Genomic DNA, 19,612 nt, shown 5'->3' with positions numbered 1-19,612 from the left:
GGCCGGGCCGCCGGGTGCGCGGGTGGGCGGGGTCCGGCCGGCCGGGGTCAGCGCTTGCGGGCCACGCCCGCGTAGCCGGGGATGGGGTCGTCACCGGGGACCTCGACGGGCTCGCCGAGCTTGGGCCGCCAGTCCGCGGAGAGCGAGACGCCCGGCTCGACGAGTTCGAGGCCGTGGAAGAACGCGGTGAGCTCGGCGCGCGAGCGGGGGCGCAGGGTCATCCCCCGCGCCTTGTACAGGGCGCGGGCCTCGGCGGCGCCCTCGGGGTCGAAGTCGCCGGTGGTGTGCGAGAGCACCAGATAGCTGCCGGAGGGCAGCCGCTCCACGAGCCGGTCGACGAGTTCGGCGGCCCCGTCCTCGTCGTCCACGAAGTGGAGCAGGGCGAGGAGGGAGAGGGCGATCGGACGGTCGAAGTCGAGGATCTTCCCCGCCGCCTCCAGGATCGCGTCGGGCCGGCGGGCGTCGGCCTGGATGTACTCGGTGGCGCCCTCCGGAGTGGAACGCAGCAGCGCCGCCGCGTGCGCGAGCACGATCGGGTCGTTGTCGCAGTAGACGACGCGCGCGTCCGGGGCGGTCCGCTGGGCGATCTGGTGGAGATTCGGCTCGGTGGGTATGCCCGAGCCGATGTCGAGGAACTGGCGCACGCCGTTCTCGGCGAGCCAGCGGGTGGCACGGTGCATGAAGGCACGGTTGACCCGGGCCATGTCACGCCCCCGGGAGTCCAGGGCGAGCAGCTGCTGCGCCATCTGTTCGTCGACCGGGTAGTTGTCCTTGCCGCCGAGGAACCAGTCGTACATCCGCGCGGGATGCGGCTTGCTGGTGTCGATCTCGACGGCCTGGGGTTCCTGCCCGGTCATGACGCACTCCGTTGGTCGGGGACTTCGGCGAACAGCGAGTGGTTGCGAGGATATGTGCCGGCGTGTCAGGTGAGGAGGAAATCCGCCTGACCGGACTTGGCACCCTGGATGAAGGCGGCGATCTCGCCGTTGGAGTAGATGAGCGCGGGGCCGTCGGGGTCGGCGGACTGGCGGACCGCCACTCTGCCGTCGGCCAGCTTCATGGCCTCGATGCAATTGCCCCCGTTACCACCGCTCCACGGCTTGTACCAGCCTTCGGTGCCGAGGTCGGCGGCCGGCATGCCGTTGTATATGTGGTTCATCACAGCTCCTTGCGGAAGTCCCTCAGGATTTCCTTCGTGCGTTGTGCAGTTGCGGCCTGAGCCGCCATGCGGTCCATGACCTCGAGGTAGGAGGCCACCTCGGGGCGCGCGTCGAAGTAGACGGCGCCGGTCAGGTACTCGCTGTAGACCATGTCGGGAAGTTCCGGGACCGCGAACCGGAAGAGGACGAACGGGCCGTACGTGCCCGGGTGGTGGCCGGTCGCGAACTCCGCTATCTGGAGGGTGACGTTGGGCAGCTCGGTCGCTTCGAGCAGCCGGTCGACCTGGGCGCGCATCGCGTCGGGGCTGCCGACGGGGCGGCGCAGGACGGTCTCGTCCATCACCACCCACAGCTTCGGCGCCTCCGCCTTGGTGAGGAGGGACTGGCGTTCCATCCGCAGCGCCACGTGGCGTTCGATGTCCGTGGGCCGGGTCTGGCCGACCGCTCCGGTGCGCAGGACGGACCGGGCGTAGTCCTCGGTCTGGAGCAGACCGGGGACGAAGTGCGGTTCGTAGGTGCGCAGGAGGCTGGCCGCGCCCTCCAGGCTGACGTACATGCTGAACCAGTCGGGCAGCACGTCGTGGAAGCGCTGCCACCAGCCCGGCTTGTTGGCCTCCTCGGCGAGTTCGACGAAGGCGTCGGTCTCGCCGTCGGTGATCCCGTAGGCCTTGAGGAGGAGCTGGACGTACGGGATCTTGAGCCCGACCTCGGCGGTCTCCATCCTGCGTATGGTCCCCGGGGCGACACGGAGCACCTTCGCCGCCTGGTCACGGCTCAGGCCGACGCGCTCCCGCAGATCCTGCAGGCGCTTGCCGAGAACGACCTGACCCACGGTCGGGGCGGACCTCGGTTCGCTCACTTCAGACCTCCCGATGCGCTCTGTGCGAGCAGTGTGCCATGCGCGCGGCTCAAGGGACACTGCCACTCTGAATTTTTCAGAGTGCCTCTTGCCAAGTGTTCATGTCAGGGGGAGAGTTGGTGACCGAACCAAGTTCGCGTGGTGCGCACGCCCCCGTTCCGGGGCGGTGCGGTGCGTGACACAGCCCCCACTGTGAGGAATCGGTCGTGGCACCTGGCAGTGCGCTCATCCCCCGGCTCATGGACCTCAGCCCTGGGACGGAGGCGCTCCGTCACTGCTTCGCGCTGCCCGCTCACCCCGAGTCGGTGGCCGGTGCCAGGCGGCTCACGCGGGCGCGGCTGGCGCGGTGGGGGCTGACGGGGGACGCCCACGACGCCGCGGTGCTGATCGTTTCCGAACTGTTCACCAACGCGGTGGTGCACACCGCGAGCGCCCGGGTCGTCTGCGAGCTGCGCTGCGACGCGGGCCGGCTGCGCATCTCCGTACAGGACCAGGGACATCAGCCCGGCGGCCCCCGGCTCTCCCTCACCGCCGACGGTGAGCACGGGCGCGGTCTCCTGCTCGTCGACTCCATGAGCACCGCCTGGGGCTCCCACGACGCGGGGGACCACTCGGGGCGCATCGTGTGGGCGGAACTGCCGTACGCCCCGGAGCGGCCATGCTGAAGAACGCGCTGTCCCAGTTCCTCGGCACCCGCCGGGCCCGTCCCGTGGAGGAGGACGGCGCGCCGGGCCGGGTCAGGCTTCCGCTGCCGCCCGCGCTGTCGGCGAGCCTCGGCTGCGACGCGGTGGGCGTGCCCGCGCAGTACGGATTCCGCCTGATGTCGCATCTGCCGCGCGCCGGCTGTGTGTTCGCCGACGCGGACCGGTGGTGGTGGATCGTCCCGTCGGGTTCGGACCTCGACCTGGACTGGCCGGAGCAGGCGTCGTACGCCACGGGGGCGTACGTTCCGGCCGGGCGGCCCCGCCTGATCCACGCCCCGGAGAGCCGTACGCCCTACACACCGCCCATCCCGCTCTTCCTGATGGTGTGCCAGGTCACCGGTGTCGCGCCGTCCTGGGGCCCGTCGGGCCCGCCGAGGGCCGTGCCCGCACCCTGACGGGCCCGGGACCCGCTCAGGGCCGGTCGAGATAGGCGAGTCCGGGGTGTACCCCGGTGTAGCCCTCGACGAGGCGGCGGGCCACGGAGACGGAGTCGACCAGCGGGTGCAGGGCGAAGGCCCGCACGGCCGCGGACCGGGAACCGCTCTCCGCCGCTTCGAGCACCGCGCGCTCCACGGCCTTGACCGCGGTGACCAGCCCGACCGCGTGGTACGGGAGCGGGTCGGCGGCCAGGGGAAGCGCGCCGTTGGCGTCGACGAGGCACGGCACTTCGACGACGGCGTCCGCGTCGAGGACCGGCAGGGTGCTCCGGTTGCGGACGTCGAGGATCAGCGAGGTGCGTTCGTCGCGGGCGATCGCCCTCATCAGCGCGAGGGCGACCTGCTCGTAGCCCCCGGACTCCAGATCGCCCTCCTCGCGCTCACCGGCCCCGGCCACGTCACGGTTCTCGGCCATGTACGTCGCCTCGCGTTCGGCACGCGTACGGTCCCAGGTGGCCAGCGGCGGGGCGGCCGGGTCCTTCATCCGGGCGTAGAAGCCCTCCTGCTGGTCGCGGAGGAAGGCGCCGCGGGTCTGCTCGGCGTCCTGGTAGGCGCGGACGGCCTCCCGGGCGAAGTAGTAGTAGTGCAGGTACTCGTTGGGGATCCCGCCCAGCGACCGCAGCCAGTCCGCCCCGAAGAGCCGGCCCTCCTCGAAGGAGCCGAGCAGCGCGGGATCGGCGAGCAGGCGCGGGAGTTCGTCGCGTCCGTCGATCCGGATCCCGCGCACCCAGCCGAGGTGGTTGAGCCCGGCGTAGTCGACGCGGGCCCGGTCCGGGTCCGCGCCCAGGGCCCGGGCGATCCGCCGGCCGAGCCCCACCGGCGAGTCGCAGATGCCGATGACGCGGTCGCCCAGGTGCCGGGACATCGCCTCGGTGACCAGGCCCGCCGGATTGGTGAAGTTGATGACCCACGCCTCCGGCGCGAGGCGGGCGATGCGGCGGGCGATGCCGGTGGCGACGGGGACGGTGCGCAGCCCGTAGGCGATGCCGCCCGCCCCGACCGTCTCCTGGCCCAGGACCCCCTCGTCGAGCGCGACGCGTTCGTCGGCCGCCCGGCCGGCGAGGCCGCCGACCCGGATCGCGGAGAAGACGAAGTCCGCTCCTCGCAGGGCCTCGTCGAGGTCGCCGGTGGTGTGGACGGCGGGTGCGTCCCGGACACCGGCCGCCTGTTCGGCCAGGACGCGTGCGACGGCGGTGAGCCGGTCCGCGTCCGTGTCGTACAGCGTCACGCGCGAGACGCGCCCTTCGGCGTGGTCGCCGAGCAGCGCCCCGTACACGAGAGGGACCCGGAATCCGCCGCCACCAAGAATTGTCAGCTTCACGCTGCTCGATGGTACGGGGAGGGGAGCCCGGCGCCCCGGACCCGGCGGCCCGGGGCGCCCGAACCGAGCGGTCGCACGGCTGTCAGTGGCCGCTCCACCAGCGCACGACGGCGCGCCAGGCCTTCGACGGTCCACCGCGTTGCGCCGGAACGGCGGCCTCCTCGCCGGGGGGCGTGCCGGGTGCGGCGGCCGCGCCGGTCGTGGCGGGCGCCGGCTCGGGGACGGTGGGCGACGACACCACCCAGTCGCCCTGCGACCGGGACCGGGCCACCGCGGGCAGCGGTTCGGCGTCGATCTCCTGCTGCGGGGTGGGGCCGAACGTGGCCGGCAGGTCCACCAGGTGCCGGGACATGAAGTTCCCCGCCCAGCTCAGCTGCTTCTCCTCGACGGCGAGCCCGAGGTCGGGCAGGCGCATCAGCAGGGCGTCGACCCCCACGTCGGCGATGGCGCGTCCGATGTCCTGGCCGGGGCACTCGTGCGGGCCGCTGCTGAACGCCAGGTGGGCGCGGTTGCCCTCCATGCTGACGGTCAGGTCGGGCCGCACGGCGGGATCCGTGTTGGCCGGCGCGATGCCGACGATCAGGGCGTCTCCGGCCTTGATCTGCTGCCCGCCGAGCTCGGTGTCGCCCACCGCCCAGCGGCCGAGGACCGAGGTGAACGGCGGTTCGTCCCACAGGGTCTGCTCGACCGCCTCGGGCACCGTCATGTGCCCGCCGCTGAGCCTGGCCCGGAAGCGGGGGTCCGTGAGGACCATGCGCAGGACGTTGGCGATGAGGTTGGTGGTCGTCTCGTAGGCCACGATCAGGACCACCCGCAGGTGCTCGCTGACCTCCTTGTCGGTGAGGCCGGCGGGGTGCTCGACGAGCCAGGTGGCGAAGTCCTCGGCGGGGACCTCCCGGCGCCGCTGGACGAGCCGGTCCAGGGCGCCGATGACGTAGGCGTTGCTCGCGACGGCGGTCTCCGAGCCCCGGGTCATGTCGCGGGCGGCCTGCACCAGGCGGTCGCCGTACTCCTCGGGCATGCCGATGATCGCGCACATCACCATCATGGGGAGCCGCTCGGCGAACTGGCTGACCAGCTCGGCCCGGCCCTCGCCGCAGAAGTCGTTGACGAGCCGGTTGGAGTACCGGTTGATGTGGCGGCGCACGCCCCGGGTGTCGATGCGCGCCATGCTGTCGGTGACCGCGCCGCGCAGCCGTTCGTGGGTGGTGCCCTCGGCGAAGGAACACACCGGCTGCCAGGTGAAGAGCGGGGCGAGCGGGTGGTCGGGGGCCACGCTGCCGTCCTGAAGGCCGCGCCACCTCCGCGAGTCGCGGGAGAACTGCGAAGGCGTGCGGGTCATGTGGAGGTTCTCGCTGTGCCCGAGCACCAGCCAGGCGGGGACGTCCTCGTGGAGCAGGACGGGCGCCACCGAACCGTGTTCGGCGCGCAGCTTCTCGTACAGGCCCGCCGGGTCGGCCTCCGCCTCGGGACCGTACAGCCGGCGCAGTCCGCCGGGCCCGGTGCCCATGCCGTGCGCGGGGCACTGCGGGGGCGGCACCGGGCCGGTGGCCGAGGCGGGTTCGTGCTGGAAGGGGGTTGTCACAGTGGCTCCAGGGATAAGGCGTCCCGGGAACGGGCGAAGGAGGGACAGGGCCCGTTCACGGGAAGGGGGCGGTACATGCCGTCGTCAGGCGAGCGGGACGGCGATGTTGTGCAGGTAGCGCATCAGGGTCATCAGCACATCGCGGCTGGACGCGCGCAGCCGGGCGTCGCAGTCGATCATCGGAACCTCGTCCGGGAGGTCCAGGGCGGCGCGCAGGGCCTCGACGGGGTGCCGCGGCGCGCCGGGGAAGGTGTTGACGGCCACGACGAAGGGCACGCCGCGCTCCTCCAGCCTGCCGATGACGTCGAAGCTGACCTGGAGGCGCCGGGTGTCGATGAGGACGACGGCCCCGAGCGCTCCTTCGAAGAGCCCGTTCCACAGGAACCAGAAGCGTTCCTGGCCGGGCGTTCCGAACAGGTAGAGGATCAGTTCGTCGCTGAGGCTGATCCGGCCGAAGTCCATGGCGACGGTGGTGGCGGTCTTGGTCTCCACCCCCACGTTGTCGTCCACGCCGACACCGGCCTGGGTCATGGTCTCTTCGGTCGTCAGGGGCCGGATCTCGCTGACCGATCCGACCATGGTCGTCTTGCCGACCCCGAACCCGCCGACGACGACGACCTTCACCGCGGCCGTGGCCGTGTCGGGGAGGACGTCCTCGCTGCGGGGGCCCGTGATCGTGTCAGAGCTTCTGAAGTCCATGCATCACCGCTTCGAGGAGGGACCGGTCCGGAAGCGCCGCGCGGACGATGGGCGCGCGCGATTCGACCAGCTCGGTCGCCAGGAGTTCTGTCAGGAGCGAGGTGACCACGCTGAAGGGGAGGCTCAGGTAGGCCGAGATCTCGGCGACGGACAGCGGCGCCTTGCAGAGCCGCAGGATCGCGGCCTGCTCGGGCTGCACCGTCGGCGACGGCTCGGCCTGCGCCACCACCATGGTGACGAGGTCGAGCGCCGCTCTCCCGCCGTCGGGGGCGCCGGTGATCACGTACAGCCGTTCCGGGTCGCTCACCGCCGGGTCGGCCTTTCGGCGTTCTCGTCGGGGAGGACTCATCCGGCCTGCCCGTCGTGGCGCGGAGGACTCGTCAGGTGCGCGCCGATGCGGACGACCATGTCCCGCATGCGGGCCCCCACGAGTCCGGCGTCGACCGTCTCGCCGGCGAGGACCGCGAGGTAGGCACCCGCGCCCGCGGCCATCAGGTAGAAGAACCCGCCGGTGACCTCGATGACGACGAGCTTCATCAGGCCGTCGCTGTACGGGATCTCGGTGGCGACGGCGGCGGCCAGGCTCTGCAGTCCGGCGCAGGCGGCGGCGAGGCGGTCGGCGACGTCGGGGTCGCCGCCGTGCCGGGCGATCCGCAGGCCGTCGGCGGAGAGCACCACGATCTGGTGGATGCTCGGTACGTCGTCGGCCAGTTCCTTGAGCATCCAGTCCATGTTTCCCCGCTGCTGGATCACTTCTCGTCTCCCTTGTCCCACACGTCGTCAGGGTCTGTGTCGTTCGTCGGCTCCTTGGGCACTCCGTTGACGGCCTGGGTGAAGGCCTCCAGCCAGAGCCCGGGCGGTGCCGTGCCGCCACCGCCGTGCCCGTTGTGCCCGTTGCGCGCGACGGGCTCGGCGGCCGGCGCGGACTGCTGCGGGAGGTTGTGCGAACCGAGGGGGGCGCGCCCTCGGCTGCGGCGCTGCGGGAGCCCGCCGTCGGTCCACTCCGTCACGACGATCTCGTCGTCGCCCATGGCCGCCTGGGCGGGCGCGGACCGGGCGGCGGAGGCCGCCGGGGCCGGCGCGGGCGCGGGCGACGCGAGCGAGGGGACGGGACCGGTCGCGGCGGGCCGTACCTTGTTCTTGCCGCGCGGGGGGACGACGTGCTGCATCTGCGACATGTCGAGCGAGCTCTGCGGCCGCGAGGTGGCGCCGATGCCGTGGGCGATGCCCGGAGCGGGGCCGGTGGTGATCATGTCGCGCGGCACGATGAGTACGGCGCGGACCCCTCCGTACGCTGACTGCCGCAGGGATACCTGGAGTTGGTACATGCGGGCGAGTCGGCCGACCACGGCCATGCCGAGCCGGGGGGACTCCCCGAGGTCGTTCATGTTGATGCCGGCGCGGGCCTGGGCGAGCATGTTCTCGGCCCTCACTCGGGCCTCTTCGCTGAGGCTGACACCGCCGTCCTCGATCTCGATGGCGATGCCGGTCTGCACCTCGACGGCGGTGACGTGCACCCGGGTCTGGGGCGGCGAGTAGCGCGTGGCGTTGTCGAGGAGTTCGGCACAGGCGTGGATGAGCGGCTCGACCGCGGTGCCGACGATGGCGACCTTGGCGATCGAGTGCAGATCGACACGCTGGTACTCCAGGATCCGGGACATCGCGCCGCGCAGCACGCTGAACAGCGGTACGGCCTTGGGCCACTGGCGGCTGGGGCGCGCACCGCCGAGCACGGCGATGGAGTCCGCGAGCCGGCCGATCAGGGCGGTGCCGTGGTCGATGCGGAGGAGGTCGTCGAAGACGTCGGGGTTGCGCCCGTGGTGGTCCTCCATCTCCCGCAGCTCACTGGCCTGGCGGTGGACGATGGCCTGGACCCGGCGGGCGACGCTGACGAAGGCGCGCTGCGCGGAGTCACGCATCGCCTCCTCGTTGTCGATGATGTCGAGCACCTGGAGCACCAGGGCCCGCTGCGCCTTGGGGAGGTCGCGGTAGGTCTCGTCGGCGTCGACGATGTCGCGCATCACCTCCTGCGGCGAGTTGCTGGCGCGCAGCCGGCGGATCGCGGCGGGCAGGAGTTCCTTGCTGAGGCGTTCGGTCTCCCGGTCGTGCGAGGCGATCCGGCGCTCCAGGAAGGCGATGCGCTGTTCGTACGCGGCGCGCTGGACGCGCATCGCACGGCGCCGGCGGTTCAGTACGACGGCGAGCGCGGCGACCACCACGGTGGCGATCGCACCGCACCAGACGACTGCCGCCCGTACGGCCCCGGTGACCGGCACCGCACCGGCCGCGGTGGCGCATGCCATGAGCACGACGGGCAGGAGTGCTGCCCGGACTACGGGGATGTCTCTTTTGGTCGGCGGTGATTCAACACGGACCATCTAAACCCTCTGGCGGTTGATTTCGGGAGGTATACGCACTTGAACGGATAGTTGTGAACAAGCGCTCGAATTCATATCAACTCGACTTCACTGCGCGTGAGCCTAGCCAGATCAGAACAGTGTCTCGGCATATTCGCCCAACCCCCTGCGCGAGCCCGTCGGCGGTAATACACTCACCAGTTTTCACACTCACCGCTGCCGACCGTGTGCGGGGAGTGACGCGCGCCATAAATGGGCAGAAAGACGACAGAGGTGTCCCTCCCTGAGGGACACCTGGTCAACGGGAGCGGCACTGACGGGCTGCCAATTTCCAGTGAGAACGCAAATTTATGGGAACACGCGAGCGGGAAAGCGTGGCTCGTACGAATATTCGCGCACCGCAGAGCAGGACAAGCGCACATGCGATCGAATCAGATCGAAAGGTGCAGATTCCTGAGCGACGAACCCCTGTGCGAAGGGTGTGGCCCGGGGTGCCGCCCGGTACGCGTGCCGAACATCGGACCGCTGGACCGGCGGTCGCTTGCACCCCAAAGGGCGCTCACCCAGAGTGAGGTTCGCCCCCTCCATCCGGGACGGTCCGGCGGTGCCTCCTCCGCCGGACCGTCACCCCTCCGGTGTCAGCGGCGTCCGCCGAGCCGGCCCTCCAGCTGCACCAGCAGCTCACCGAGCTGTGCGCCGAGACCCTCGCGGGTCTCCTCGTCGAGTCCGGAGAGCACCGACCGTTCGTAGGCGAGCTGTTCGGGCAGCAGCCGGTCGACCAGCTCGCGCCCCGCCTCCGTCAGCCCGAGGTGGGCGACCCTGCGGTCCCTGGCATCGCTGCGGCGGCCGACCAGGCCGGACTCCTGGAGGGAACGCAGCCGCTTCGTGACGGCGGCCCCGGACGAGAAGGTCTCGCGGGCCAGTTCCCCCGGGGTGAGCTCGCGGTTGGTGCGCCGCAGCGCGCCGAGCAGGTCGAATTCGGCACGGGTCAGGCCGGCCGCCCGCAGCGGGGCGTCCTCGGCCTGCTGGAGGAGGGCCGCGCAGCGGTTGATGCGGCCGATGACCTCCATCGGTCCCGTGTCCAGCCCCGGGTTGACGGCCTGCCACTGCCGTACCACCGAGGCCACGATGTCGTCGGTCACACCGCTCCGTTCGCCGGGGGCAGGGTGAGCAGGCCCTGCCGTCGTGCTGTCGCGGCGAGCGTACGGTGTCCCGCCTGTTCGGCGGCGAGCAGTTCCTCCTCGGGGAGGGCGCGCTGCCACCATTCGCCGGACGCGACGTCACCCGCGTCGCGCAGCTCGACGAGGGAGGCGGTCAGCCTCCTGCGCGCCGCTTCGAGCGTGAGGGCGTCGGCCGCGGGGTCGGCGACCACCCGCTCGGCACGGTCCCGGGCCTCCCCCGCCGCGGCGAGGGCGCGCTCCACCCGGCCGGACGCCCGGCGGTTGGTGACGGCGATCGCGGCGAGGAAGCCGACCGCCACGCCGACGAGGGTGTCCAGGGCGCGGTCCGTGACGAGCTGACCGGCCGGCTGGAATCCGCCGAACTCCAGGATCAGCAGGGCCATCGGTGTCACGGCGATGGAGCCGAGCCAGTAGTTGCGGGTGATCAGGGCCTCGGCGGCGAAGTTGAAGAACAGCACGCACAGGACGAGGGCGAGCGGTCCGACCCGCGCGAGGGGGATGACGGCGGCGAAGACCAGCACCCCGAGGAGGTTGCCGACGGTCCGCTGCACGGCCCTGCTCCAGGAGAGGGCGAGGTTGGGCTGGTAGACGGACGCCGCGGTGACGATGGCCCAGTACGGGTGACCGACGCCGAGCGCCGAGGAGACGTACCCGGCCAGGGCGCAGCCGACGAGCGTGCGGACGGCGACCGGCAGCACCGGGGAGCCGGGGCCGAGCGCGCGCAGCAGCCGGCGCCGGGCCTCGCGCCTGCCGCGCCGCATCCGCTGTCCGGCGCGTTCGGCGTCGATCCCGAAGAGCTGCTCGACGGTGCCGGGCGCGGGCGGCGGTCCGGGGACGGGACCGCGGCTTCGGGTCTGCGCCGCCCAGCGGCGCAGCTCGCCGGGGTCGGCGGCGGTCCCCCCGGCCGAGGTGGTGGCGAGGGCGCGCTCGGCGTGGACGACGAGCCGTTCGAGCCCCTGGCGCACGGGGGTGGGGCGGCCGGAGGCCAGCAGCGACTGCCAGGCGCCCTGGACCGCCGCCGCGGCGGCGTGCCGGCTCCGGGCGCCCGGATCCGCCGCGTACGCCGCCGCGGCGTCGAGCGCGCGGGCGGTGGCGAGCCGCTCGGGTCCCTCCCGGTGCCACAGGGCGGGGCCCGCGGTGACGAGCCAGGCGAAGGCGCCCGCCGCCAGCATCAGGGCCATGTGCGCCGGCACCTGCCCGAGCTCCTGCGGCGCGAAGAGCGCCGCCGAGGTGACGAAGGCGAAGATCACGTTGCCGGGCGGACCGATGCGGGTGGCGTCGCAGAAGGTCTTCTGCACGGCCGCGAGCAGCGCGCCGACGGCGATCAGCACGGCGGTCGAGCCGGTGAGCGAGGCCGTGACCAGGGCGACCGCGAGGCCCGCCGCCATGCCCAGGACGACGCGCGGAACGGTGTGGGCCCGGCGGGCGTACGGCAGGTTGTGCCCGTAGAGGGCGCAGAGCGATCCCGCCATCGTGTACATGACCAGGTCGAGCCGGCCGAGGGAGTACAGCAGCAGATTCGGGACGGCCGAGGCCACGACCACGCTCAGCGCGGGCTTGTACCAGGTCTCCGCCGGGCTGTTCAGCCGCAGGAGACCGGTGACCGGCAGTTTGTGGACGGATCGCTTCCGGGGTCGCACAGCTGTATCACTCACTCATTTACTTTAACAGGTGTTACACACGTAAAACATCTTTCCCGGTCCGGCCGCCCCGGGTCGCCGCCGCTCCCGGACGGCCCTAGCGTGCTGCACGACAGCGTAGGAACGTGACGGACCGCCCGCCCCGGGAGGAATCAGCGTGAAGCTCACCGGACCGGTGCCCGGCGGCCCCTGCTGGGCCGGGCTGGCGACCTCGGACGTGCCGGCCGCCCGGGCCTTCTACGCGGGGCTGTTCGGGTGGCGGTCCGAGACCGATCCACGGCCCGAGGCGGGCGGGTACACGACGGCGCGCCTCGGCGAGGACGCCGTCGCGGCCCTGAGCCCCCTCCGCGACCCGGGGCAGCTGCCGGCCTGGACCCTCTCGTTCGCCACCGAGGACGCGGACGCGTCGGCCGGTGCCGTCCGGTCGGCGGGCGGCACGGTGCTGGTGGACCCGCTGGACGTCCTCGACCGGGGAAGGTTCGCGGTGGCCGCCGATCCGGCCGGCGCGGTGTTCGCCCTCTGGCAGGCCCGCGGCTTCCCCGGCGCGGGGCGTTTCAACGCCCCGGGGACGCTCGGCTGGACCGAGCTCCGCACCTCCGACCCGCGGGGCGCCCTCACCTTCTACCGGGCGGTGTTCGGCTGGAGCGTGGACGCCTCCGAGCGCTTCACCCACTGGGGCGTGGCCGGTGCCGACTTCGGCGGCGTGAAGGAGCAGGACGACGACGAGCAGGCGGAGACGCCACCGCACTGGCTCCCCTACTTCACGGTGTCCGACACCGAGTACACCGTGGCCAGGGCCCTGACGGCGGGCGGTGAGCCACTGGCACCCCCGGTCCGGGTCCCGGGCGGGCCCTGTGTCGCGACGCTCCACGACCCCCAGGGGGCGGGGTTCGGCGTGCTCGCCCCCTGAGCGGCGCCCTCACCGGCCCGGCGGCCCGGCCCCTTCCGGCACCCGGAAGGTCTCGGCGGCGTCCGCCACCCTGCGCATCAGGTCGAAGAGCGTCCGCTGCTCGTCCGCGGAGAGCGGGCCGAGGAAGACCTGGTTCATCCCGGCCGTGCGCCGGGCGAGGCGCCGGTGGGTGCGGGCGCCCTCGTCCGTGAGCCGGAGCAGGGAGCGCCGTCCGTCCAGCGGGTCACGGACCTTGTCCAGCAGCTCCCGGCGCAGCAGCCTGCCTACCACCTCGGCGACGGTGGACCGGTCGAGGCCGACCCGCTCCCCCACCGTCCGCTGGTCGAGGCCGGGTTCGGCGGTCAGGGCGTTCAGCACGGCGAACTGGGGTGAGGTGATCTCCTGGGAGACCATCGTGTTCCACAGCAGGTGGTGCGCCTGCTGGAGCCGTCGGGCCAGGTGCCCCGGATGGATGCTCAGGTCGACCGCCTGCACGGCACCGTCCCCTCCCTGTCGTCCGCCGGCCCGGCGGCTCCGGGCTCGGCCGGCCCGGTCGGCCGGATGGCGGAAATACACAGTGTACTGAGGGTCTTGACCCCAACGACAAGCCCTGGGTAGCTTCATGGCCATCGCATTTTACTCAGTGTACTGAGCATTATCAGACTCACGGAGCCGTGACATGACCGCACGTGACCTTTCCGCAGATCCGCTGCCCGACGGACTGAGCCAGCAGGAGATCGACGCCGAGGTGGCCCGGGCCCAGGCGGCGGCGGAGCCGGGTGCCCACCATCCGCCGCGCGACTACCCCCCGTACCGCAGCAGCCACTTCCGTCATCCGCACCGCGCGCTCATACCCGTGCGCGATCCGGAGGCGGTCGAGCTGTCCGGGCCGGCCTTCGGCGTCACGGACGTGACCGCGCTGGACCGTGACCTGACCGCCCGGCACGACGGCGAGCCGCTCGGGGAGCGGATCACGGTCACCGGCCGGGTGCGGGACAGGGCGGGCAGGCCGGTGCGGGGTCAGCTCGTCGAGGTGTGGCAGGCCAACGCCTCCGGGCGGTACGCGCACCAGCTCGACCAGCACCCGGCCCCGCTCGACCCCAACTTCACCGGCTTCGGGCGGTGCCTGACCGACGACGACGGCGGGTACTCGTTCACGACCGTCAGACCGGGCGCCTACCCGTGGCGCAACCACACCAACGCCTGGCGCCCCGCGCACATCCACTTCTCGCTGTTCGGCACGTCGTTCAGCCAGCGGCTGGTCACCCAGATGTACTTCCCCGGCGATCCGCTCCTCCCCTACGACCCGGTGATCCGCTCCGTCACGGACCGGGCCGCGCGCGAGCGGCTGGTCTCGGCGTACGACCACGGGCTGTCCGTTCCCGAGCGGTCGCTCGGCTACCGCTGGGACATCGTCCTGGACGGGCCGTGCGCGACCTGGACCGAGGAAGAAGGCGATCACTGATGTCCCACGCCCCCACGCCCTCCCAGACCGTCGGCCCCTTCTACGGTTACGCGCTGCCCTTCCCCGGCGGCGGCGAGGTCGCCCCGGCCGGGCACCCCGACACCGTCACCGTCCACGGGCACGTGCTCGACGGCCGGGGCGACCCGGTGCCGGACGCGATCGTCGAGACCTGGCAGCCCGCACCCGACGGATCACGCGCCGGCCTCCCGGGTTCGCTGCGGCACGACCCCGCCACGGGCAGGGTGATCGGACGCAACGGGGTCGACTTCACCGGCTTCGGCCGCGCGCCGACGGACGCGGACGGACGCTGGGTGGTGCGTACGCTCCCGCCGGGCGGCGTCCCCTACCTCTGCGCGGCCGTGTTCGCCCGCGGCCTGGTCCACCACCTCTACACCCGGGTGTACCTCCCTGACCTGCTGGAAGAGGGTGCGGGCGCGACGGCCGACCCGGTGCTGGAGTCGCTGGACGCGGGGCGGCGCGCGACACTGATCGCGACACGCACGGACCCCCGTACCTACCGCTTCGACATCCGTCTCCAGGGCGATGACGAGACGGTCTTCCTGGAGTTCAGCTGATGCACGAGAGCGATGCCGGCCTCCTCGCCCCCGGGAGGGCCGGCTCCGGCGCCGAGACGGCCACCGGCGACCAGGCCTTCCTGCGGGCGCTGCTGGACGCGGAGGCCGCGCTCACCCGGGCCGGGGCCGCCTGCGGGCTCGCTCCCGCCGGAGCGGGGCGGGCGGTCACCGCGGCGGCGGACGCCGGCCGGTTCGACGTGCGGGAGCTGGCCCTGCGGGCGCGGTCCGGCGGCAATCCGGTCATTCCGCTGGTCGCCGCCCTCTCGGCCGCGGTCGGCGAGGACGCGCGCCCGTACGTCCACCGGGGCGCGACCAGCCAGGACATCCTGGACACCGCGGCGATGCTGGTGGCGTCACGGACCCTGACGCTCGTCCTCGACGACCTGGAGCGGACCGCGGGTGCGCTGGGGCGGCTGGCGGCCGGCCACCGGGACACGCCGATGCCGGGCCGCACCCTGACGCAGCACGCCGTCCCGACGACCTTCGGGCTGAAGGCCGCCGGGTGGCGGTCGCTGGTGCTCGACGCGCGCGACCGGCTGCGGACGGTACGCGACGCGCTGCCCGTCCAGCTGGGCGGCGCGGCGGGCACGCTGGCCGCCTTCACCACGGCCGGCGGCGACCCGGCGGGACCCGGACTCGTCGCCGCGTACGCCCGGGAACTGGGCCTGGCCGAACCGCCGCTGCCCTGGCACACCCTGCGCACCCCGGTCGCCGACCTGGCGGGGGCGCTCGCCTTCACCGCGGGCGCGCTCGGAAAGACGGCGGCCGACGTGCTGACCCTGTCCCGTACGGAGATCTCCGAGGTGGCCGAGGGATCGGGCGGCGGCTCCTCCGCGATGCCGCACAAGGCCAATCCGGTGCGGGCCGTCCTGATCGCCGCCGCCGCCCGCCGCGCACCGGCGCTGGCGGCCACGCTGTACGGCTCCCTCGTCGCCGAGGACGAGCGGCCCGCCGGGGCCTGGCACGCCGAATGGGAGCCGCTGCGCGACCTGTTGCGCCTGGCCGGCGGTGCCGCGCGGGACTCGGCGGAACTCGCCCGGGGGCTCAAGGTGTTCCCTTCGGCCATGCGGAGCCACCTGGGGCTGACCGGCGGACTGATCGTCTCGGAGCGGCTGGCCGCCGTCGCCGGTGACCGGGTGGGCCGTGCGCGCGCCCAGGAGATCCTCACCGCCGCGGCGGGCCGGGCGCGCGACGAGGGCAGGCCGCTCGCGGAGATCCTCGCCGGGGAGCCCGCCTTCGACGGCCTGGATCTCGTGGAACTGACCGACCCCGCCCGGTACACCGGCTGTGCCGGGCCTCTCACCGACCGCGCCCTGGAGCGCCGATGACCACGACACCCGCCCGTCTGCTCCACCACCGCGCCGAAGGGCCCGCGCACGCACCCCCGCTCCTGCTCGGCCCGTCGCTCGGCACCTCCACGGCGCTCTGGGACGGGGTCGCCCCGGACCTCTCCGTCACCCACCGGGTGCTGCGGTGGGACCTCCCCGGCCACGGCGGCTCGCCCGCCGGACTGATCGGGCCCGGTGCGCGCATCGCCGATCTGGGCACGCTGGTCCTGGACCTGGCCGACTCGCTGTCCCTGGAGCGGTTCTCGTACGCCGGGGTGTCGCTGGGCGGTGCCGTCGGCCTCTGGCTCGCCGTCCACCACCCGGAACGCGTGGACCGCCTGGCCGTCGTCTGTTCCTCCGCCCACTTCGGCGATCCCGGGCCCTGGCGGGAGCGGGCCGCGCTCGTGCGCGCCGAGGGCCTCGGCAAGGTCGCGGAGAGCGCGGCGGGCCGCTGGTTCACGCCCGGGTTCACCGAGCCGGGGCTGCTGGACGACCTCCTCGGCACGGACCCGGGAGCGTACGCCGCCTGCTGCGACGCGCTCGCCGACTGCGATCTGCGGCCCGGGCTGTCCGGGGTGCGGGCGCCCACGCTCGTCGTCGCGGGCCGCGAGGACCCGGCGACGCCGCCGGCACACGCGCGGGAGATCGCCGACGGGATCCCCGGCGCCGCGCTGACCGAACTGCCGCACGCCTCCCACCTCGCCCCGGCGGAACGCCCCGAGGCCGTACGGGAGGCCCTGCGCGCCCACTTCGCGCCCCGGGAGCGCGGGAGCGGGACGGCGGTGCGCCGGGAGGTGCTCGGCGATGCGCACGTGGACCGGGCGCAGGCGGCGACCACGGAGTTCACCGCGCCCTTCCAGGACTTCATCTCCCGCTACGCCTGGGGCGAGATCTGGACCGACCCGACGCTGTCCCGCCGCGAGCGCAGCCTGATCACGCTGACCGCGCTCGTCGCGCACGGCCACCACGGCGAGCTGGCGATGCACGTCCGCGCGGCGGTGCGCAACGGCCTCAGCCCTCGGGAGATCGGCGCCGCCCTGTTGCAGACGGGGGTCTACTGCGGGGTCCCGGCGGCGAACGCCGCGTTCGCGGTGGCCGAGCGGGTGCTGTCGGAACCGGCGCGGACGGAGCGGGGGGACACGGAGGGGCGGGAGGACACGGAGGGGCGGGAGGACACGGAGGGGCGGGAGGACACGGAGGGGCGGGAGGACACGGAGGGGCGGGAGGACACGGAGGGGACGTAGGCGCGGCGTACGCCGGGCGCGCCCCCCGGGGGGTGCGCGCGGGGTCCCACCGCCGGGCCGTCCGTTCCGGCGCCGCACCGGGACCCGGGGTCCCGCCGAACCGTGGGCCGAACTGTTTGAACCTTCACACGCCATCTACGATGGCGGCGATGACCAGAGCAAGCGGGCGGACGGACCGGCGACCGGGCGGCAGCCTGCTCGCCGCACCGGTCTGGGCACTCATGCTCCTGGCGGTCTTCCTCTGCTGCTCCCCGGCCGGCCCGGCCTCGTCCCGTGCCGAGGTCCCGTCCGCCGGGGCGGCAAGGGCCTTCACCCCCGCGCCCTCGGCCGCCGTGTCGGTGGTCGTGGCCGACGCCCCGGACGAACGCGGGGCCGGCAGCTCCTGCCACGGAACGGCGGACCGTTCGGCGGCCGTCGTCCTGCCCGGCCACCCCGCCCCTCTCGCCCTGCCCTGCCCCTCGGCGGCCCCCAGGACCGCGCCGCTCACCGGGGCCGCGGTGATCCGGGGCCCCTCGAACGACGGTGTGGGCGCCGTCGACCAACTGCGTCTCCAGGTACAGCGGATCTAGAGGGTGTCCCCCGGGGTCCCGCCGCGGGCCGCGCCCCATGGGCGTACGGCGGTACTCCACGGACACCCCGAGGCCCCCGGATCCCCCTTCCGCGCCGCCGATGCGCCGGGGGCGGGCTCCCGTAAGCCGTTTACCGCGTGGCGCGCCCCCGCGCGCACGCGATCCGCCGAACCCGAGGACCTGACATGGCTTCCGCCAAGAACCAGAACAGCTCTGCCGCCGCGCGCCGCGCCAAGCTCGACGAGGCCCGCCGCAAGGAGCGGGCCCGTGAGCGCCGCAGCCGGATCATCACCATCACCGCGGCCGTGGCCGTGCTCGCCGGCCTCGTCGCCGGGGGCGGCTACCTGATGTCGGCCGCCGACGAGAAGGACCAGGCCGAGGAGCAGGCCAGGACCTCCCCCGTCACGGGTGAGAAGTCCTGGGACGACCTGACCCAGGACCACGTCGAGACGCCCGTGGACTACCCGATGAACCCGCCCGTCGGCGGCAACCACAACCCGGTCTGGATGAACTGCGACGCCGACGTCTACACCGAGGCGATACCGAAGGAGAACGCCGTCCACTCCCTGGAGCACGGCGCCGTGTGGGTCACGTACAACGACAAGGCGGCGGAGGCCGACGTCACGGCGCTCTCCGAGCGCGTGGCCAGGACCCCCTACTCGCTGATGAGCCCGGTGACCGACCAGAAGGACCCGCTGATGCTGAGCGCCTGGGGCAAGCAGCTCACCGTGAAGAGCGCCACGGACGCCCGGGTCGCCCAGTTCTTCACCAAGTACGTCCAGGGCGCGCAGACCCCGGAGCCGGGCGCCGCCTGCTCCGGCGGGGTCGCCAAGTGAGTGCGGGGGTCCGCGCTCCCCGTTCGCTGGTGTGGGCGGGGGCCGCGGTGTTCGCCCTGGCCGTGGGGCTCGTCCTGCTGATGGTCGTACGGCCCTCGGCGGCGTCCCCGGCCGGCACCGCGGCCGCCCCCGCCGAGGCCTCGGCCGATGTGGGCTTCGCCCGGGACATGTCGGTCCACCACCAGCAGGCGGTGGAGATGGCCTTCATCGTCCGGGACCGCACCGATGACGAGGACGTGCGCCGGCTCGCCTACGACATCATCAACACCCAGGCCAACCAGCGCGGCATGATGCTGGGCTGGCTGGAGTCCTGGGGCAGGCCGAAGAGTTCGGACCGGCCGCCGATGGAGTGGATGGGCCACCCGGTCACGGCGTCCGACGGCTCGCTCATGCCGGGCATGGCGACGGACACCGAGCTGGACCGGCTGCGCGCGGCCGAGGGCAGGGACGCCGAGGTGCTGTTCCTGCGCCTGATGACCGTCCACCACCGCGCGGGTGCCGACATGGCACGGGCGGCGGCAGGTGCGGCGGGCACGGACGGGATCAGGGGTCTGGCGGCGGGCATGGCCCGTGCCCAGGAGTCGGAGATCTCGCTCATGGCGGACATGCTGAAGGCCAGGGGCGCGCAGCCCTGAGTGCCTGCGGGGACCGGGGCGGGGGGGGCGCGGCCCCCCCCCCCCCCCCCGCGGCGGGCGCGAGCGGCCCAGCGGCGGCGGCGAGCGGGGCCAGGAGGGCCCCCCCCGGGCGCACCCAGCGCAGCCCG

22 protein-coding genes are annotated in these 19,612 nt (G+C 73.4%); 10 read left to right on the top strand and 12 right to left on the bottom strand.

What is annotated here, in order from left to right; translation table 11 throughout:
• Nucleotides 1-47: 47 nt before the first annotated feature.
• The 3 genes from ACFVS9_RS24615 to ACFVS9_RS24605 form a co-directional block, all read right to left on the bottom strand.
• On the bottom strand, nt 48-857 hold the full coding sequence (locus ACFVS9_RS24615; protein ID WP_383117017.1) for an SAM-dependent methyltransferase: 810 nt from the start codon (nt 855-857) through the stop codon (nt 48-50).
• A gap of 65 nt (nt 858-922) precedes the next feature.
• A complete protein-coding gene (locus ACFVS9_RS24610) occupies nt 923-1,159 on the bottom strand; it encodes a DUF397 domain-containing protein (protein WP_014152862.1) in 237 nt (78 codons plus the stop codon).
• Entirely contained in the window at nt 1,159-2,019 is an 861-nt protein-coding gene (locus ACFVS9_RS24605; RefSeq protein WP_389935477.1) for a helix-turn-helix domain-containing protein, read from the bottom strand. Before ACFVS9_RS24605 ends, ACFVS9_RS24610 begins: the two co-directional genes overlap by 1 nt.
• A 206-nt stretch (nt 2,020-2,225) precedes the next feature.
• Here ACFVS9_RS24605 and ACFVS9_RS24600 point away from each other — a divergent pair, with 206 nt between their 5' ends.
• On the top strand, nt 2,226-2,684 hold the full coding sequence (locus tag ACFVS9_RS24600; protein WP_383117015.1) for an ATP-binding protein: 459 nt from the start codon (nt 2,226-2,228) through the stop codon (nt 2,682-2,684).
• Nucleotides 2,678-3,118: a hypothetical protein gene (locus ACFVS9_RS24595; RefSeq protein WP_383117014.1), complete on the top strand. Its 441-nt coding sequence runs from the start codon at nt 2,678-2,680 to the stop codon at nt 3,116-3,118. The genes ACFVS9_RS24600 and ACFVS9_RS24595 overlap by 7 nt, the downstream gene beginning before the upstream one ends.
• A gap of 16 nt (nt 3,119-3,134) precedes the next feature.
• Here the strand turns inward: ACFVS9_RS24595 and ACFVS9_RS24590 are convergent, their stop codons facing one another.
• From ACFVS9_RS24590 to ACFVS9_RS24555, 8 genes are all read right to left on the bottom strand, one after another.
• Entirely contained in the window at nt 3,135-4,481 is a 1,347-nt protein-coding gene (locus ACFVS9_RS24590) for a 6-phospho-beta-glucosidase (RefSeq protein ID WP_389935474.1), read from the bottom strand.
• An 82-nt stretch (nt 4,482-4,563) separates the two neighbouring features.
• A complete protein-coding gene (locus ACFVS9_RS24585) occupies nt 4,564-6,066 on the bottom strand; it encodes a cytochrome P450 (protein ID WP_389935471.1) in 1,503 nt (500 codons plus the stop codon).
• Between the two features lie 84 nt (nt 6,067-6,150).
• On the bottom strand, nt 6,151-6,765 hold the full coding sequence (locus ACFVS9_RS24580; protein ID WP_389935468.1) for an ATP/GTP-binding protein: 615 nt from the start codon (nt 6,763-6,765) through the stop codon (nt 6,151-6,153).
• Complete coding sequence (locus tag ACFVS9_RS24575; RefSeq protein WP_383117010.1) at nt 6,746-7,114, bottom strand: DUF742 domain-containing protein; 369 nt, start codon at nt 7,112-7,114, stop codon at nt 6,746-6,748. Before ACFVS9_RS24575 ends, ACFVS9_RS24580 begins: the two co-directional genes overlap by 20 nt.
• Nucleotides 7,111-7,518: a roadblock/LC7 domain-containing protein gene (locus tag ACFVS9_RS24570; RefSeq protein ID WP_014152870.1), complete on the bottom strand. Its 408-nt coding sequence runs from the start codon at nt 7,516-7,518 to the stop codon at nt 7,111-7,113. The genes ACFVS9_RS24575 and ACFVS9_RS24570 overlap by 4 nt, the downstream gene beginning before the upstream one ends.
• Entirely contained in the window at nt 7,515-9,143 is a 1,629-nt protein-coding gene (locus ACFVS9_RS24565; RefSeq protein WP_389935465.1) for a sensor histidine kinase, read from the bottom strand. The genes ACFVS9_RS24570 and ACFVS9_RS24565 overlap by 4 nt, the downstream gene beginning before the upstream one ends.
• 617 nt (nt 9,144-9,760) lie before the next feature.
• Nucleotides 9,761-10,264 (bottom strand): MarR family winged helix-turn-helix transcriptional regulator, encoded by a 504-nt coding sequence (locus ACFVS9_RS24560; RefSeq protein ID WP_389935462.1) that lies wholly within the window; start codon nt 10,262-10,264, stop codon nt 9,761-9,763.
• Nucleotides 10,261-11,958, bottom strand: coding sequence for an FUSC family protein (locus ACFVS9_RS24555; RefSeq protein ID WP_383117007.1), 1,698 nt, complete (start codon nt 11,956-11,958; stop codon nt 10,261-10,263). The genes ACFVS9_RS24560 and ACFVS9_RS24555 overlap by 4 nt, the downstream gene beginning before the upstream one ends.
• Before the next feature lie 142 nt (nt 11,959-12,100).
• Here ACFVS9_RS24555 and ACFVS9_RS24550 point away from each other — a divergent pair, with 142 nt between their 5' ends.
• On the top strand, nt 12,101-12,853 hold the full coding sequence (locus ACFVS9_RS24550) for a VOC family protein (protein WP_389935459.1): 753 nt from the start codon (nt 12,101-12,103) through the stop codon (nt 12,851-12,853).
• A 9-nt stretch (nt 12,854-12,862) separates the two neighbouring features.
• Here ACFVS9_RS24550 and ACFVS9_RS24545 read toward each other — a convergent pair whose 3' ends face one another.
• Nucleotides 12,863-13,327, bottom strand: coding sequence for a MarR family winged helix-turn-helix transcriptional regulator (locus ACFVS9_RS24545; RefSeq protein ID WP_383117005.1), 465 nt, complete (start codon nt 13,325-13,327; stop codon nt 12,863-12,865).
• 184 nt (nt 13,328-13,511) lie between these two features.
• Here ACFVS9_RS24545 and pcaH point away from each other — a divergent pair, with 184 nt between their 5' ends.
• The 7 genes from pcaH to ACFVS9_RS24510 all read left to right on the top strand — a co-directional run bounded on the left by pcaH (nt 13,512) and on the right by ACFVS9_RS24510 (nt 19,484).
• Nucleotides 13,512-14,297, top strand: coding sequence for a protocatechuate 3,4-dioxygenase subunit beta (pcaH, locus tag ACFVS9_RS24540; protein WP_389935456.1), 786 nt, complete (start codon nt 13,512-13,514; stop codon nt 14,295-14,297).
• Complete coding sequence (pcaG, locus tag ACFVS9_RS24535) at nt 14,297-14,872, top strand: protocatechuate 3,4-dioxygenase subunit alpha (protein WP_383117003.1); 576 nt, start codon at nt 14,297-14,299, stop codon at nt 14,870-14,872. Before pcaH ends, pcaG begins: the two co-directional genes overlap by 1 nt.
• Nucleotides 14,872-16,200 (top strand): 3-carboxy-cis,cis-muconate cycloisomerase, encoded by a 1,329-nt coding sequence (gene pcaB / locus ACFVS9_RS24530; RefSeq protein WP_389935452.1) that lies wholly within the window; start codon nt 14,872-14,874, stop codon nt 16,198-16,200. The genes pcaG and pcaB overlap by 1 nt, the downstream gene beginning before the upstream one ends.
• Nucleotides 16,197-17,444 carry a 3-oxoadipate enol-lactonase gene (pcaD, locus tag ACFVS9_RS24525; protein WP_389935449.1) on the top strand — a complete coding sequence of 416 codons (1,248 nt, stop codon included), beginning with the start codon at nt 16,197-16,199 and terminating at the stop codon, nt 17,442-17,444. The genes pcaB and pcaD overlap by 4 nt, the downstream gene beginning before the upstream one ends.
• Nucleotides 17,445-17,584: 140 nt before the next feature.
• Nucleotides 17,585-18,013 carry a hypothetical protein gene (locus tag ACFVS9_RS24520; RefSeq protein WP_383117000.1) on the top strand — a complete coding sequence of 143 codons (429 nt, stop codon included), beginning with the start codon at nt 17,585-17,587 and terminating at the stop codon, nt 18,011-18,013.
• Between the two features lie 185 nt (nt 18,014-18,198).
• Complete coding sequence (locus tag ACFVS9_RS24515; protein ID WP_389935446.1) at nt 18,199-18,849, top strand: DUF3105 domain-containing protein; 651 nt, start codon at nt 18,199-18,201, stop codon at nt 18,847-18,849.
• Nucleotides 18,846-19,484: a DUF305 domain-containing protein gene (locus tag ACFVS9_RS24510; RefSeq protein WP_383116998.1), complete on the top strand. Its 639-nt coding sequence runs from the start codon at nt 18,846-18,848 to the stop codon at nt 19,482-19,484. Before ACFVS9_RS24515 ends, ACFVS9_RS24510 begins: the two co-directional genes overlap by 4 nt.
• Nucleotides 19,485-19,612 lie beyond the last annotated feature (128 nt).

This window comes from Streptomyces sp. NPDC058008 (assembly GCF_042886395.1).
Lineage (GTDB): Bacteria > Actinomycetota > Actinomycetes > Streptomycetales > Streptomycetaceae > Streptomyces.
This window is presented reverse-complemented; position numbering and strand designations above follow the sequence as displayed.